This is a genomic window from Candidatus Electronema sp. TJ (assembly GCF_048287355.1).
Classification (GTDB): Bacteria; Desulfobacterota; Desulfobulbia; order Desulfobulbales; family Desulfobulbaceae; genus Electronema.
Genome location: NZ_JBLWEP010000005.1, coordinates 3,197 through 17,202 on the forward strand (window position 1 = coordinate 3,197; position 14,006 = coordinate 17,202).

Below are 14,006 nucleotides of genomic sequence, written 5' to 3' on the forward strand. Positions count from 1 at the left end.
TGATCTTCGGTTCCTGCCTGAATCAGGCGGGCCGCGTCAGTGTGCGGATGCATGGATTTGCCGCCGACAAAACGCTCGTTGCCGTCTTTCAGCTTGGTCAAAGCCTGATCTGCGGTCAGATCAGTTGCAAATACAGAAGGAGCCGCCGCCAAAGCCAGCAGGCAGGCAGCAGCGAAAGTCCGAATGACAACCTTGTTCATTTTATGTGCTCTCCTTTTTGAGTGTCCCGGCCACTGTGTCCGGTTTTTACCAATCCAAATATTTGAAACAATCTTATCCTCAGCATCCATGCTACAGCGGTCAAAATTGAGTGTCAAGAGCCTTGCCTGATTTTCTTGAGACTTGAACAGAGGCGCTGCTTTGAAGGGATAAAAGAAAGAAAAAAATCAGGATTCCCTCTCAACACAGAAAGAGAATCCTGAAAAGGGGTTCAGCGCGGAGCAGTGATCTGCTACATGCCTTTATGGCTGGTCTGCTGCTCCGGGCCGCTGGGGCCGGAGGATTTTGGAGCTTCCTGATGATACACAGTGCAGGCGGAGAAGAGCAGAGCAGCCAGCAGCAGAGCGGACAATTTAACAAATTTCATGATCTTTCCTCACAAGTTGATGTGGATGTCAGAGAACTTTCATGAATGGAAGGTCTCAAATAAAGCAAATTATACTGCGGACTGCCACATTTTCAAGGCTTTTTTTTGAGGAAAAACGGGAGAAACAGGAAAAGAACAGGCGCAGGGACAACCTTGCGGAAAGCGGCAACGTCATCCTGCGCCTCGGCAGCAGAATCCGCTGCTACCGGTAATGCCGCCGGTGATGGCGGTACCGATAATCATCGTAATAATAGCGGTTGTGCCGATAATGCGGCGCAGGCACGATGATCCGGGTGTGAGGCGGGGGCACGACTATGCTCGGCGCAGGCACCACAACACCAGGAGCAGGCGCGACCACTGCCGGAGGCGGGTAATAATAACAGCCGCTCATGTTCAACATGGCGGCAGCAGCCGTCAGAATCAGCAGCATCTTTCCTGTCTTCATGATCTGACCTCCGTGAGGTTTGAGTGAACATCCTGCGCTGCATTATACGCCCTCCCGCAGCAGGATTCAAGAAACCCCGCCTGCATGAACGTGCCGTTGTTTTCGCAGCAAAGCAACGCCGCGTCCTGCGCGGCGGAACCGGCCCGCTCCGGCTGAAAGCCTGCCGCAGCGGCCAAAAAACGCGGCTGCATCGGCCTGATTCCAACTTGAACCGGGGCAATGTCGATTGGAATCGGCCTGATTCCAATTGGAATCGCCCTGTTTTCGGTTGACTTTGACACGATTCCTGTCGGAAACGCCCCAATTCCAATCGACATTGACACGATTCCTGTTGGAATCAACCCGGTTCCAATTGGAATCAGACCGATTCCAATTGGAATTGCCCTGATTCCAATTTGAATTGCCCCGATTCCAATCGGAAACGCTCCAATTCCAATTGACTTTGCCCTGATTCCAATTGGAATCAGGGCAAAGCAAACGTGCTCCGCCCCAAGCGCGACGCGCTTTCTCCCGGCGCAGGCGGCGGAAAAATAAAACAATTCAGGAAAGCTGCGGTGAACACCCCCGGACAGCCATGTCTGATGGCAAAACAGATGCCTCAGGCATGGCTGAAAAAAATTCCTGCGGAAAAATTTAAGGATACTGCCAGACCGGGCCAGGATCAGCCGGAAGATAGCCGTCGGAGAACGCCGCAGGAGGAGGAGAGGCCCAATATCTCCGCGCCATGCTGCTGCCCATGGCATTGGCGAAGGGACTCGCCGGAGGATAATAGTACATGACTTGGGGATTCTGGCCGATGAAGCGGGCCTGCCATTCTGCGGAAGGCAGCTGCGGCGGCGTGAAGCTCGGCCAAGAGCTGTACTGCTGGTTCAGGCGCGCGGCTGGCTGTTGATACGCATACGCAGCATATCGGGAACGCTGAGGGGAATAAAACGCCGGACGCGACGTTGGCCGCCACGTCGGCGGCAGCAGAGGTCTGTAGGATGTGACTGGTGTCGAGATGACCGGTGCGCTGGAATAGTAAGACGTGGAAACGGCGGTGCGCGGCGCAGGCCATGATGTCTGGCGGCGAGGTTCTGTCCAGCTGTCAGAGTAGTAGTAGGTGTTCTCTTGTCTGCCCAGCGGAGCGTTCCGCGCAGACTGAGGCTCGCAGTCGACGCAGACAGTGCAGCCGCTCAGGGCGGCGGCGGAAAAAAGGGCGAACGCGGCGGTCAGTTTCAGCTTGGTCATGGTCTCCTCCTCATGAAGAAAAAAAAACAGCGCATCATCTGCTGCTTGCATTGTATAGCAAGCTGTTTTTTCCCTCAAGCCCTTTTCTGACTCATTTTTTTGCTGCGCGGCGGTCTAAGAACAGACTGAAGAGATACGCCCCGGTCGCAATCAGAATGATCACCGAGCCGCTGGGCAGATTGAGGTAGAAACTCGCGCCCAGACCGGCGGTGATGAAGACCGCGCAGATCACGATGGCCAAGAGCATCATCTGACGGATGCTGGCCGCGAAATTTCCTGCGATGGCCGCGGGCAAAGTGAGCAAGGCAATGACCATGATGATGCCGACGATGCGGATCAGGAGAACGATGGTCAGCGCGGTCAGACAAAGCAGGAGCAGATGCAGCCATCTGGTGCGAATCCCTCGGAGCAAAGCGTACTCCTCATCAAAACAGAGGGCGAGCAGCTTGTTGTAAAAAATGCCGACCACGGCGAGAATGAGGATGTCCAGCCCGGCGACAAAGAAGATGTCCTGCTTGGTGATCAGGAGAATGTTGCCGAACAGATAGGAATTCGGGTCGAAATAGCCCGGCGTTTTGGCGATGAAGAGATAGCCGATGGACATCCCGCCCGACCAGAGCGCGCCGATGATCGAGTCTTCTCTTTGGCCGGCATGACGGCTGACTTGGGCGAGAATCACGGCGGAAAGCAAAGCGACGATCACTGCGCCCTGCATCGGCGTGAACCAGGAGATGCCTGCCACAGTTTGCAAGTACAGTCCGCCGCCGATGCCCGCCAAAATGCAGTGCGAGATCGCTCCGGCCAAATAGCTGATCCGCCGCACCACGACAAAGGTGCCGATGATGCCGAAGGAAATCGAGGCCAGCAGGCCGGTGAGCAGGCCGTAGCGGAGGAAGGGCAGATCAGGGGCAAGCAGGGCGGCGAGCAGCTCAGTCATGTTCGTGGCCTTCAGGGCAGCAGCGGTGGTCGTGGCGGATCATGCGCAGATCGCCGCCGTACATTTCGCGGATCAGCTCGCCGGTCAGTGCGCTGGTCGGGTGGACATAAACCTGATTGTTGACACAGATGATCCGCTTGAAAAAGGTCGAGGAAAAACCCACTTCGTGCGTCACCATCAGGACGATCATTTTCTTGTTCAGCTCGGCCAGCAAACCAAGAAGCTGCTGCTCAGACTCACGGTCAAGGCTGGCTGTGGGTTCGTCAAGAATGAGGATGTCGCCGCCGGAAGCCAAGGCTCGGGCGATCAGCACCCGCTGCCGCTGCCCGCCGGAGAGAGCGGCGAAAGGCCGCCGCGCCAGATCAGCGAGATGCACCGCCGCCAGTGCGTCCGTGGCCGACTGTTTGTCATGCTTCGTGTATCTGCCGCTGAAGGTGCCGCCAAGCCGGGCCATGCAGACCACTTCCAGCGCGGAAATGGGAAAACAGGCATCGTAGCGGGCGTACTGCGGCACATAGCCGATCCGCGTCCGAGCTTCAGCCGGAGGAAGGCCGCCGATGCGGATGCTGCCGCTGTCCGGCTCCAGCAGACCAAGAATCAGTTTGACCAGCGTGGTCTTGCCGCCGCCGTTCGGCCCGACGATGCAGGCCGAATCCTGCGGCCAGATGTCGAGCTGGACATTGCTCAGAACCGGGATGTCGTGGCTGTAGGAGAAGCTGAGTTCCCGGATTTCTATGGCGGCTTCAGTCATTCTTTTTCTTTTCCGCCGAGTGCCGCGCTGATCGCCTTGGCCATCAAGCGCAGGTTCTCCGGCACATTCGCAGCCATCGGATCAAGGACGGCCACACTGCCGCCAATGGCTTTGGCCACGGTCTCCCCGTTCTTGCGGTCAAATTGCGGCTGGACAAAGACCACCCGCGCCTTTGTCTGCTTGGCCTTGCTGATCAGGTCATAGAGCTGCTTGGGCGAAGGCGATTTGCCCTCAATCTCCACCGCCTCTTGGCGCAAATCATAGGCATGGGCGAAATAGCCAAAGGCCGGATGATAGACAAGGAAAGCCTGTCCCTTGAACGGAGCCAGCTCAGTCTTCAGCTCCGCGTCCAACGCGGCCAGCGCAGCAGTCACAGCCTGAAGATTTTTTTCATAGACAGCGGCATTGGCAGGATCCGTTTCTTTCAGGGCGGCGGCCATGTTTGCTGCCATTTGCTGCAAATTCTGCGGAGCAAGCCAAATATGAGGATCAAGACCGCTGTGGTCATGGCTGTGACCGTCCTCGTCATCGTGCCCGGTCATGGAGATTTTTTTTATCCCGGCGGACACGTCAGCCACCCGCACCCCGTCAGCTGACTGTCTGACCTTGGCCAGCAGCTCCCGCTCGAACTCTAAACCAACGGAAAAATATATTTTGGAGCGGAACAGGGCTGTCACCTGCTCAGGCGTGGGCTGAATTCCGTGCGGATCTTGGCCCTTGTCAAGCAGGGCGCGGACGCTGACTTGACTGCCGCCAACCTGCTCGGCCAGCCATTTCTGCGGGGCAATGGAAACCAGCACCGGCACAGGTTCGGCAAAGGCGGAGACGGCGAAACAGACCAACAGAAGGCTGGGAAACAGTTTTTGAAGCATGGCCGTTTTACCTATGGATGAAATGGAGAGTCCGCAGCGGAATGCCGCCCAGTCATCCTAAAAAATGCTCTTCCGCTTGTCAAGGAGGCAGTTTTTTGGCCTGAGCCAAGCGCGGCGACTGAAAATTCATTTTACAGCTCGCTCATTCCGTTTTACAATCTGGAATCCGGCAGACAAATTAAGCCGCCCGCTGCGGCGGGCGGAACACAACAGCAAGCCATGGCAGACAACATCATTCTGATCGGCTTCATGGGCGTGGGCAAGGGCAGGACAGCCCGCGCCTTGGCCGCCCTGACAGGCCGCTTTGCGGTGGACACCGACGACCTGATTGAAAGCATGGTCAAGACGAAAGTCCGTGACATCTTCGCGGCGCAGGGAGAGGCGCATTTCCGGCGGCTGGAGCAGCAGGCTGCCGACTGGCTGGAACGGCAGGTGAGCGGCACCATCGTCTCTGCGGGTGGCGGTTTTTTCAATGTCAGCAATCTCAAGCAGCTGGGCAAAGTGGTGTATCTGCACTCCGACTTGGAGAGCATCATCAAGGCCTTACGCAGCGCACCCAATGCGGAGAGCAAGATGAAGAAGCGCCCCCTGCTTCAAGACATGGTCCGCGCCGAGGCCCTTTTTGCGGAACGACTGCCGCGTTATCGCCAAGCGGCGGATTTTGAAGTTGCCGTGCAGGGCCGGGAGAACGCGGACATCGCCGCAGAAATCGTCGAATGGCTGCGCAGATGAATGAAGACTGCCGGAACACGCCGCTCTTGCCGCTGCTTGGCGGACAGGACTGGACTCTGCTGCTGCACATTTTTGATGCGCTGGCCTGCTCCGCCTTCTTCCTTGACTCCAGCGGCGCGGTCAAAGCAGCCAACCGCACTTTTCAGGAGGCAACCGGGCTGAAAGACAGCAGCGGCGCAGGCTTGTCCGCAGAGACTTTGGAAACGCATCTTCCCGGTCTCAAAGAGCATCTGGCCGAGCTGCGCAGCGGCGGCTCCCGTATCTTTCATTCCCGGCTGACCGGCAAAGAAGGCAAAACCGTGTTCGCCGAGCTGACCCTGCTACAGCTTGAGGCTGAAAACGAGACTGTCCTCTGCATCGGACGCGGCCTGCACGAGCTGACCATCGGCCAAGAAGCTGCTCTGCGCCGCGCCGAAGAGCAGCTCATGGCCGCCAACCGCCTCAAGCGCAAATTCATCGCCAACATCAATCACGCCATCCGCACCCCGATGAACGCCATTATCGGCTACGCGGAGATTTTGTCGGATTCCGGCCTCAGCGAGCAGCAGCAGCGTTTTGTCGGTGCCATCCGCAAGAACGGGGCGGCCTTGGTCTCAATCATCAATGACGTTCTGGAGCTGTCTAAGCTGGAGAGCGGCAATGTCAAGGTGATGAAAGCCGCCGCCAATCTCTGTGCGGTGATCGAACAGGCCGCCGACTTGTTCTCTGACCAGATCCGGGCGAAGAAGCTGGAATTCTCCTGCTTGATCCAGCCCGATCTGCCGGAAATGTACGTCATGGACGCGGAGCACTGCCGCCAAGTGCTGGTCAACCTGATCAGCAACGCGGTCAAATTCACCAGCCAAGGGCGGATAGCACTCTCTGTGAGCGGCAGGCCGGACAAGCTGGAAAACAGCTGGGAGCTGTCCTTTCAAGTGGAGGACAGCGGCTGCGGCATAGCTGCGGAGGAGCTGCGCGAGCTGCGCGAGCTGTTTGAGCAGGAGGACGGCAAGGTCCGTCTGCATGACGGCACCCGCCTCGGCCTCACGCTCTGCGTTCGTCTCGCCCGGATGATGGGCGGCAGCCTGCATGTCGAGAGCACCCAAGGCCAAGGCAGCTCGTTCACCTTTGCCATGCCTGCCAAAACCGCGCGGCGTACCAGTTCGGACATCAATCCGCCAAGCCTGAGCTGTGTGCGTGCGGCGGCGGAGAGCAGACGCGGGCCGGTCATGCTGGTGGTGGATGACATGCCAGAGATGTCACATCTGATCAAGCTCTATTTCACTAACTCACCGATCCAGGTGCTGGAGGCTTCCACACCGGAAAGCTGTTTGGAGCTGGCTTTGGCCGAGCAGCCGGACCTGATTCTGATGGACTTGGACTTGGCCGGCGCGGACGGCAGGGATCTCGCTCGGCAGCTCAAGGAGGACGAGCGGACAGCCCAGTCACCCATCGTGGTGATGACCGGTCTGATGCTGGAGCGCGACAGTCTGAAGCCGCTGTTTGAAGATTTTCTGCCCAAACCCTTTCATCTGCAGGAGCTGCGCCAAGTGGTGGAAAAGTATCTTCCTGCCAGCAAGAGCGTCCCGCCTGCCGAAACACACCGCCCGTGGACTATGCCGGTCTCATCAGACTTGGATCAGATGCGGACGGCATGGAGCGGCGAGTTAGACGCAGCCTATGCTGATGCGCAGATGAGCGGCAACTTGGAGGATGCGCTTTCCTTGGGCCGGACGATGGAGGAGCAGGGATTAAAGACGGACACCGCCCCTCTGGCTGCGTTGGGAAGGGAGATGAAACGGTTTGCGCTGGACATGGACATCCGGGGCGTTGAGCAGGTGCTGACTGTTCTCCGTAAGATCGCAGGGGAGACACAATGAGAAGCCGACTGAACAAGCCCTTGGTCTTCATTGTCGACGACGTGCCGGAAAACATCCAGATCGCCTTGGCGCATCTGAAAAATCTGGACATGGAGTTCGCTTACGCCACCTCCGGCGAGCAGGCCTTGGAGCGGATGCGCAGCCGGGCTCCTGACCTTGTGCTGCTGGACGTGATGATGCCTGGCTTGGACGGATTCGAGACTATGCGGGAGATCCGCAAAATGGAGGAGACCCGCGCTGTCCCGGTCATCTTTCTCACCGCAAGGTCTGAACCAGAGGACGTGGCCAAAGGCTTCGAGCTTGGCGGCGTGGACTACATCACCAAGCCCTTTCATGGGGTTGAGCTGCGCTCGCGGGTGCGCAATCATCTGGAGCTGCACCGTTACCGGATGGATCTGGAGCAGACAGTGCTGGACCGCACCAGAGAAACCGTCCTGCTTAAAGACATCACCATCGTGGCGATGGGCGAGCTTGCCGAGCACCGCGACACCGACACTGGCGGCCACATCCAGCGCACCAGGGCCTTTGTCAAAGCACTGGCTGAAGAACTGTTCCGATCAGGAAAATTTTTGGAAGTCCTCACGCCGGAGTACATCACCCTTCTTTACAAAACCGCGCCACTGCATGACATCGGCAAGGTGGGCATCCCGGACGCAATTCTGCTCAAGAAAAGTCGCCTGAATCCCGACGAGTTTGAGATCATGAAGAAGCATGCCATCTACGGCGAGGAGGTTATTGACAAGCTGGCCAAAATGGCGGGCGAGCCGATGGCTTTTCTGCAATGCGCGAAAGACTTGGTCGGCAGCCATCATGAGAAATTCGACGGCAGCGGCTACCCCAGAGGGCTGGCTGGCCGCGACATTCCTTTGGCAGGCCGGATCATGGCGATGGCCGATGTCTATGACGCGCTCCGCACCCGGCGTTCCTACAAGCCCGCGCTCAGTCACGAGCAGACCATGCGGATCATTGCAAAGGAGGAAGGGCGCGGCAAGCATTTCGACCCGGATGTCTATGACGCGCTGATGCGTGTGGAAAAGGAATTTGAAGACATCGCCCAGAAAAACCGGGACGAGATGATGTGCTGATTTCGCAAACCCCCTTTTCTTTGGTCATAACTCAACATATTTTTGTAAAAAAATGCAGCAGCAGATGCTTTTTAATCTCAAGCCAAATGATTCTATATGTATAGATGCAGCAGCAGCAGAATTGCGTGTTTCCGTTGCTACAGTCAGGAACTGGATAAAAACAGGGTATCTTGAGAAAGACAAGAAAAATTCTATATCGATAGATTCTTTTGAAAAATTTAAAAAAAATGTGATTGGCGCAGAAAAGCTGAATAAACGCGCTAATAAATCAGTTAAGGACAGCCATAATCATTCTGCTGTTGAAAAATATATCAACACCATTCTTGATGAAGAGTGCATTGATATTGAAGAGGTTGGCAGCATTTATGAACGAAAGCTATCTGAATCCTATAAAAATATTGAAGGAATATTTTATACTCCAGCAAATATCGTCAATGAATTTTTTAAACATCTCCCAGCAGATCGTTCCGAGATAATCTTCTGCGATCCTTGCTGCGGCACAGGGAATTTTCTGGTCGCCGCAGCGAGATATGGGTTTAAACAAGAAAATATTTATGGTTTCGATATAGATGGCATAGCGGTAAAAATAGCTAGGAAAAGACTTGCTGTTTATTTTAATAAAAATTTATCAAATATATTTCAAGAAAATATATTTGATAAAAATATATCAGATAATTTTGATGTTGTTTTTACTAACCCGCCGTGGGGAAAAAAAATATCAAGAGAAGAGAAAAAAAAACTGTCTTTAAAATTTAAATGTGAAAATATTAATGACACCAGCGAGCTATTTTTTTATTTATGCTTAAATATATTAAAAAAAAATGGGGCATTAGGACTCCTGCTTCAAGATGCATTTTTTAATGTTTCTGTATTTGAAAATGCGCGAAAAAAAGCTCTTTCTTATAAAATAAGGAGTATTATTGATTTCGGCAAGCCTTTCTGCGGGCTTGTTACCAAGGCAAAGGGGATGATATTAGAAAAAAATGCGGTCGATGAAAAAAATATTGTATGTTGCTTCGCCAAGAATGAAAGTCACTTAAGAGTTCAGCATTCATTTACAAAAAATTCAAAATCCATTTTAAACACCAGCTGCACAGAAGAAGACAATGAAGTGCTCAAGCATCTTTTTAATATAAAGCATATAACATTAAAAGGAAACGCACATTATGGCATCGGAATAGTCACTGGAAACAACAAAAAATATTGTTCAGGAGAGGCAAGAGAAGGGTATATTCCTGCATACAAAGGATCTGATATAACAAAAAATGGCTTAAAAGAACCATCAACTTTTATACCAAATAATTTTTCCCTATATCAACAGGTGGCACCTTTAGATTTTTATTTTTCCAATGAAAAATTGATATATAAATTTATATCTTCAGAGCTTGTTTTTTTTCATGATACGGAACAGAGAATTATTCTTAATAGCGCAAACATGCTTATACTTGACAAAAAATTTCCTATTACCCATAAGCAGCTTTGCGATTTATTAAATAGCAAAATTATGTCTTGGATTTTTTTCAAATTGTTTGAAACAAACAAGGTTTTGCGTTCAGATATAGAATATCTTCCAATTTTTACTGACTATTTTTATGCTTATAGTGATTTCGAAGAATCTTTTTTTCTTGAATATCTCAACATAAAAGATATTGATAATGGAACTTATACAATTAAAAAATAAAATATGCCAATGTTTCTCAGGGAAACAAGAAAAGCTCCGAGATATTCTCCAGATCACTGAGGAAGATCAGGCGATCTATCCATTCAATGAATATGAACATCTTATCTGTCATCTCCTTGATGCTGATGGAATAACATTCGATCAATATCTTGACATAAGAAATGAATACATTTTAGATAATCCAAACTTATGGATATTTGAGATATCTGCTCCACGAGGATTTGGAGAAAAATTTGCGCAGACATATATTCACGGAAAGTGTGAAACTCTCAAAAAGCCAAGCAAGAAGATAGATCCTGATTATTCAGGCGAATACGACATGTGGCTTGACGGAATAAAAATTGAGGTGAAAGCGTCAAGAGCTGCTGATTCCAGCAGCGACGAACCGCTGCACATCAGAGCCTTGTCCAGAAGCACGAACAAGCCTTTTTTGATGAATTATCAGCAGTTGAAGCCTCAATGCTGCGATGTCTTTATCTGGATGGCGGTATTTCGTGACGACATTATCCTCTGGGTGATGAACTCTGATGAGGTATTGAATAATCCTCTGTACTCAAAAGGCCAGCATCGCGGCAACCGGGGCAATGAAGGACAGCTTCATGTGACGCACGAAAATATCCATCTTCTCGAACCATATGAAGTTCGAGGGCAAAATCTTGAATGCATGATCAGAGCGGCAGCAAGAAGACGTGCAGTCAGCGCATGATTTTCACGCATCCGCCCGCTGCCTGCTTGGCGGCCCGTGGCAAGACAGCCGCACGCAGTGCGCACCGCTGCTGCCGGACGGCTCGCTGCGCCGTTTCTGCCGCCTGATCTGCGAGGACGGGGCGCGGGCCGTAGCTGCCGCGCCGCCTCCGGGAGATGCCGCCGGTCTGCGCGAAGCCAAAGCAGGCTGGCAGATTGGCAGGCATCTCTTTGCCTGCGGCGCGCCAGTGCCGGAGCCGCTCGCCTTTGACGAGGCCAGCGGTCTGCTGATCTGCGAGGACTTAGGCGATGTCCGGCTGCACGACTTGGTGCTGCGGCACGGGGCAGATTCGGCTGAAGTCGCCGCGCTCTACCAGCAGACCGTGGCCGAGCTGGCCAAGATGCAGGTGCGGGGCCGCGAGCACTTCGATCCCGCTTGGTGCTGGGACACGCCGCGCTATGACCGCCGCGTCATGCTGGAGCGCGAATCCGGCTACTTCCTCCGCGCACTCTGCCGCGACCTGCTCTGGCTGGACGTGGATGAAGCCGCCTCGGCGCGGGAATTCGCCGCGCTGGCAGACAGTGCCGCGCAGGCCGATGCCTCCTTCTTCCTCCACCGCGATTTCCAAAGCCGCAACATCATGGTGCTGGACGGGCGGGTGCGCTTCATTGATTATCAGGCCGGACGGCTGGGGCCGCTGGCTTATGACCTCGCCTCGCTGCTGATTGACCCCTACGCCGCTCTGCCGCAGGCCATGCAGAACGCGCTGCTGGAGCACTACCTCGACGCGCTCAACGCCCTGCTGCCCTGCAACCGCGAGCAGTTCCGCCGCGAATACCTGCTGCTGGCCGTGCAGCGCAACCTGCAAATCCTTGGCGCCTTCGCCTTTCTCAGCAGCCAGCGCGGCAGGCCGTTCTTTGCGCAGTACATCCCTCCGGCATTGCATTCCCTGCGCCGCCTGCTTGCCAAACTCCCTCCGGCGGAATATGCTTGCCTCCGCGCTGCAACTGAGCAATGTTTACGCAGCATCAGCCAGCACTGAAGCTGCGTTCCCTTCGCATCTACGCTTACACTGGCGCATGAAAGAGAGGACAGCATGAACAACACCTTTGACAGCAAGGGCGGAGAGCAGAACATCGCTCAAGGCAAGAACGCCACTGGCAAGCATGAGAACGTCACGCAGGAGGTACGCGGAGACGGCAACATCTTCTCCGGCACCGGCAATGTCGCTGTGACCTACGGCATGTCCCCGGAAGATGCCGCCAAGCTGGCACGAGAGCTGCTTTGGCCGCAGCTGGAGGCCAAGGATGAGCAGATCAAGGCACTGACTGAAGCAGTCACCGCTTTGGCTAAAGCTGATGCGCCCGCTAAGAGCATCAACGAAGCCTTGCAGGCATTGGAGCAGGGCGACACTGCCAAGGCGCAGGCCATCTTTGCTGAGGTGCTGCGCAGCAAGGAGGCGGAAGGCAGGCAGGCGAACAAGGAAGCGGCGGCAGCAGCCCGCCACTTGGGCGCATTGGCCTTTATGAACGACACCAAAGCGGCCTTGGCTGCATACCAGAAGGCGGTGCAGCTTGACCCGGACGATGTGGACGGCTGGAACCAGCTTGGGCATCTGCTGCACCGCACAGGCGAGCTGGCGCAAGCGGAAGAGGCATACCGCAAGGTGCTGGCTCTGGGTGAAGCGCATCAGGATAAAGAGTGGCAGGCAAAAGCCTACGGCAATCTGGGCAATGTGTACTTGACTCGTAGCAATCTTGGCCTCGTATATGATGCACGCGGCGAGCTGGACAAGGCGGAGGAGATGTACAGCAAGAGCCTTGAGATCAGCGAGGCTTTAGGACTGAAGGCAGCAACGGCGAACCAGTACGGCAATCTGGGCAATGTGTACTTTATTCGCACCAATCTAGGCCTTGTATATGATACACGCGGCGAGCTGGACAAGGCGGAGGAGATGCACCAGAAGAGCCTTGAAATCAGCAAAGCCTTGGGTACGAAGGAGGCAACGGCGAACAATTACGCTGGATTGGGTATCGTGTATCAGGCGCGCGGCGAGCTGGACAAGGCGGAGGCGATGTACAGGAAAGCACTTGAGATCAGCGAGACTTTAGGACTGAAGGAAGCAACGGCGAGAATCTACGGCAATCTGGGCGTTGTATATAAGACACGCGGCGAGTTGGACAAGGCGGAAGCAGCCTACAGCAAGAGTCTGAGTCTGTATCAGGAGATGGAAGCAATGGGGCATCCAGATGCCAAGATGGTGCAGCAGTTGCTGGATGAACTGGCCCAACACCGCGCCAGCCAACCCGCACCCCCTACCGCCTCTCCCCGAAGGTAGCATCGGGCGAAGCTCGATAGTGCTTTCGGGCTGCTCCGCAAGTAGTATCGGGCCAGCCCGCAAGTAGTATCGGGCTGGCCCGCAAGTGCTGTCGGGGAAGAACCGGCAAGGGGCGCGGCATGTCTCCGCTGCTTTGCACCAAGTGACGGCGGAGTATTCTTGACAAGCAGTCTCTTTCATGTGACAGTCAAACGATGAAATACGAGATAGAGACAAGCAATGTCTTTGACAAATGGCTGGCTGGAATCAGAGACCTCACCTTCCGGGCACGCATCATCAGTCGTTTTGACCGGATTCAGCTTGGCAACTTTGGCGACCACAAAAGTCTGGGCGACGGACTCTTCGAGCTGCGTTTCTTCTTCGGTCCGGGCTTCCGCGCTTATTACACCGTCAAAGAGTCCAAGGTTGTATTCCTGCTTTGCGGAGGCGACAAATCAAGCCAGAGCAAAGACATTGAGCAGGCAAAGTCCATCATGACCAGCTTGGAGCGCGAGCATGAATAAGATCACCACCAGAAAATGGGATGCGGTTGAATATCTCGACAGCCCGGAGATGATCCGTGAATACCTCAAGGTTTCCTTTGAGGAAGGCGACACCGAGCAGCTGATGCTGGCCATCGGGCAGGTGGCAAAGGCGCAGGGCCTCAGCGAGATAGCCCGGAAAGCCAATCTCAGTCGCCAGAATCTGTATAACGCCTTGGCGCAGGGCAGCTCGCCGAAATTCGAGACCATCAGGAAGGTGGTGGAGGCTCTGGGCTGCAAGCTGGGCATAGTCTGACTTCCTCACAGCCTGCTTGCCAAAATCC

16 protein-coding genes and 1 pseudogene are annotated in these 14,006 nt (G+C 54.4%); 9 read left to right on the forward strand and 8 right to left on the reverse strand.

Translation table 11 applies throughout. The annotated features are described in order from the left end of the window. The 8 genes and pseudogenes from ACNKID_RS00730 to ACNKID_RS00765 form a co-directional block, all read right to left on the reverse strand. Positions 1-290, reverse strand: a pseudogene (locus ACNKID_RS00730) (hypothetical protein); the annotation flags it as partial. Positions 291-451: 161 nt separating this feature from the next. After that, complete coding sequence (locus ACNKID_RS00735) at positions 452-586, reverse strand: hypothetical protein (protein WP_417911515.1); 135 nt, start codon at positions 584-586, stop codon at positions 452-454. A 202-nt stretch (positions 587-788) separates the two neighbouring features. Continuing rightward, positions 789-1,031: a hypothetical protein gene (locus ACNKID_RS00740; protein WP_417911516.1), complete on the reverse strand. Its 243-nt coding sequence runs from the start codon at positions 1,029-1,031 to the stop codon at positions 789-791. After that, positions 1,028-1,570: a hypothetical protein gene (locus ACNKID_RS00745; protein WP_417911517.1), complete on the reverse strand. Its 543-nt coding sequence runs from the start codon at positions 1,568-1,570 to the stop codon at positions 1,028-1,030. The genes ACNKID_RS00740 and ACNKID_RS00745 overlap by 4 nt, the downstream gene beginning before the upstream one ends. Positions 1,571-1,664: 94 nt before the next feature. Further along, complete coding sequence (locus ACNKID_RS00750) at positions 1,665-2,261, reverse strand: hypothetical protein (protein ID WP_417911518.1); 597 nt, start codon at positions 2,259-2,261, stop codon at positions 1,665-1,667. A gap of 91 nt (positions 2,262-2,352) precedes the next feature. Continuing rightward, on the reverse strand, positions 2,353-3,198 hold the full coding sequence (locus ACNKID_RS00755; protein ID WP_417911519.1) for a metal ABC transporter permease: 846 nt from the start codon (positions 3,196-3,198) through the stop codon (positions 2,353-2,355). Beyond that, on the reverse strand, positions 3,191-3,949 hold the full coding sequence (locus tag ACNKID_RS00760; protein WP_417911520.1) for a metal ABC transporter ATP-binding protein: 759 nt from the start codon (positions 3,947-3,949) through the stop codon (positions 3,191-3,193). Before ACNKID_RS00760 ends, ACNKID_RS00755 begins: the two co-directional genes overlap by 8 nt. Then, positions 3,946-4,821: a metal ABC transporter solute-binding protein, Zn/Mn family gene (locus ACNKID_RS00765; RefSeq protein ID WP_417911521.1), complete on the reverse strand. Its 876-nt coding sequence runs from the start codon at positions 4,819-4,821 to the stop codon at positions 3,946-3,948. Before ACNKID_RS00765 ends, ACNKID_RS00760 begins: the two co-directional genes overlap by 4 nt. Before the next feature lie 219 nt (positions 4,822-5,040). Here ACNKID_RS00765 and ACNKID_RS00770 point away from each other — a divergent pair, with 219 nt between their 5' ends. The 9 genes from ACNKID_RS00770 (at position 5,041) to ACNKID_RS00810 (ending at position 13,978) form a co-directional block, all read left to right on the forward strand. Then, positions 5,041-5,553 carry a shikimate kinase gene (locus ACNKID_RS00770; protein WP_417911522.1) on the forward strand — a complete coding sequence of 171 codons (513 nt, stop codon included), beginning with the start codon at positions 5,041-5,043 and terminating at the stop codon, positions 5,551-5,553. Continuing rightward, complete coding sequence (locus ACNKID_RS00775; RefSeq protein ID WP_417911523.1) at positions 5,538-7,412, forward strand: ATP-binding protein; 1,875 nt, start codon at positions 5,538-5,540, stop codon at positions 7,410-7,412. Before ACNKID_RS00770 ends, ACNKID_RS00775 begins: the two co-directional genes overlap by 16 nt. After that, on the forward strand, positions 7,409-8,497 hold the full coding sequence (locus tag ACNKID_RS00780; protein ID WP_417911524.1) for a response regulator: 1,089 nt from the start codon (positions 7,409-7,411) through the stop codon (positions 8,495-8,497). Before ACNKID_RS00775 ends, ACNKID_RS00780 begins: the two co-directional genes overlap by 4 nt. A gap of 64 nt (positions 8,498-8,561) precedes the next feature. Further along, positions 8,562-10,178, forward strand: a complete 1,617-nt coding sequence (locus ACNKID_RS00785) for an N-6 DNA methylase (protein WP_417911525.1) — start codon at positions 8,562-8,564, stop codon at positions 10,176-10,178. Continuing rightward, positions 10,153-10,884 carry a hypothetical protein gene (locus ACNKID_RS00790; RefSeq protein ID WP_417911526.1) on the forward strand — a complete coding sequence of 244 codons (732 nt, stop codon included), beginning with the start codon at positions 10,153-10,155 and terminating at the stop codon, positions 10,882-10,884. The genes ACNKID_RS00785 and ACNKID_RS00790 overlap by 26 nt, the downstream gene beginning before the upstream one ends. After that, complete coding sequence (locus ACNKID_RS00795; RefSeq protein WP_417911527.1) at positions 10,868-11,905, forward strand: aminoglycoside phosphotransferase family protein; 1,038 nt, start codon at positions 10,868-10,870, stop codon at positions 11,903-11,905. Before ACNKID_RS00790 ends, ACNKID_RS00795 begins: the two co-directional genes overlap by 17 nt. A gap of 54 nt (positions 11,906-11,959) precedes the next feature. Beyond that, positions 11,960-13,201, forward strand: coding sequence for a tetratricopeptide repeat protein (locus ACNKID_RS00800; protein ID WP_417911528.1), 1,242 nt, complete (start codon positions 11,960-11,962; stop codon positions 13,199-13,201). A 194-nt stretch (positions 13,202-13,395) separates the two neighbouring features. Continuing rightward, positions 13,396-13,704, forward strand: coding sequence for a type II toxin-antitoxin system RelE/ParE family toxin (locus ACNKID_RS00805; protein WP_417911529.1), 309 nt, complete (start codon positions 13,396-13,398; stop codon positions 13,702-13,704). Then, positions 13,697-13,978, forward strand: coding sequence for an addiction module antidote protein (locus ACNKID_RS00810; RefSeq protein ID WP_417911530.1), 282 nt, complete (start codon positions 13,697-13,699; stop codon positions 13,976-13,978). Before ACNKID_RS00805 ends, ACNKID_RS00810 begins: the two co-directional genes overlap by 8 nt. The last annotated feature ends 28 nt before the right edge of the window (positions 13,979-14,006 follow it).

What these genes read in the sequence shown, in the direction of transcription:
- ACNKID_RS00790 (WP_417911526.1), top strand. Translation starts at nt 10,153, where the DNA reads ATGGAACTTATACAATTAAAAAATAAAATATGCCAATGTTTCTCAGGG.
- ACNKID_RS00755 (WP_417911519.1), bottom strand. Translation starts at nt 3,198, where the DNA reads ATGACTGAGCTGCTCGCCGCCCTGCTTGCCCCTGATCTGCCCTTCCTC.
- ACNKID_RS00760 (WP_417911520.1), bottom strand. Translation starts at nt 3,949, where the DNA reads ATGACTGAAGCCGCCATAGAAATCCGGGAACTCAGCTTCTCCTACAGC.
- ACNKID_RS00740 (WP_417911516.1), bottom strand. Translation starts at nt 1,031, where the DNA reads ATGAAGACAGGAAAGATGCTGCTGATTCTGACGGCTGCTGCCGCCATG.
- ACNKID_RS00735 (WP_417911515.1), bottom strand. Translation starts at nt 586, where the DNA reads ATGAAATTTGTTAAATTGTCCGCTCTGCTGCTGGCTGCTCTGCTCTTC.
- ACNKID_RS00780 (WP_417911524.1), top strand. Translation starts at nt 7,409, where the DNA reads ATGAGAAGCCGACTGAACAAGCCCTTGGTCTTCATTGTCGACGACGTG.
- ACNKID_RS00810 (WP_417911530.1), top strand. Translation starts at nt 13,697, where the DNA reads ATGAATAAGATCACCACCAGAAAATGGGATGCGGTTGAATATCTCGAC.
- ACNKID_RS00805 (WP_417911529.1), top strand. Translation starts at nt 13,396, where the DNA reads ATGAAATACGAGATAGAGACAAGCAATGTCTTTGACAAATGGCTGGCT.
- ACNKID_RS00775 (WP_417911523.1), top strand. Translation starts at nt 5,538, where the DNA reads ATGGCTGCGCAGATGAATGAAGACTGCCGGAACACGCCGCTCTTGCCG.
- ACNKID_RS00765 (WP_417911521.1), bottom strand. Translation starts at nt 4,821, where the DNA reads ATGCTTCAAAAACTGTTTCCCAGCCTTCTGTTGGTCTGTTTCGCCGTC.
- ACNKID_RS00800 (WP_417911528.1), top strand. Translation starts at nt 11,960, where the DNA reads ATGAACAACACCTTTGACAGCAAGGGCGGAGAGCAGAACATCGCTCAA.
- ACNKID_RS00785 (WP_417911525.1), top strand. Translation starts at nt 8,562, where the DNA reads ATGCTTTTTAATCTCAAGCCAAATGATTCTATATGTATAGATGCAGCA.
- ACNKID_RS00770 (WP_417911522.1), top strand. Translation starts at nt 5,041, where the DNA reads ATGGCAGACAACATCATTCTGATCGGCTTCATGGGCGTGGGCAAGGGC.
- ACNKID_RS00750 (WP_417911518.1), bottom strand. Translation starts at nt 2,261, where the DNA reads ATGACCAAGCTGAAACTGACCGCCGCGTTCGCCCTTTTTTCCGCCGCC.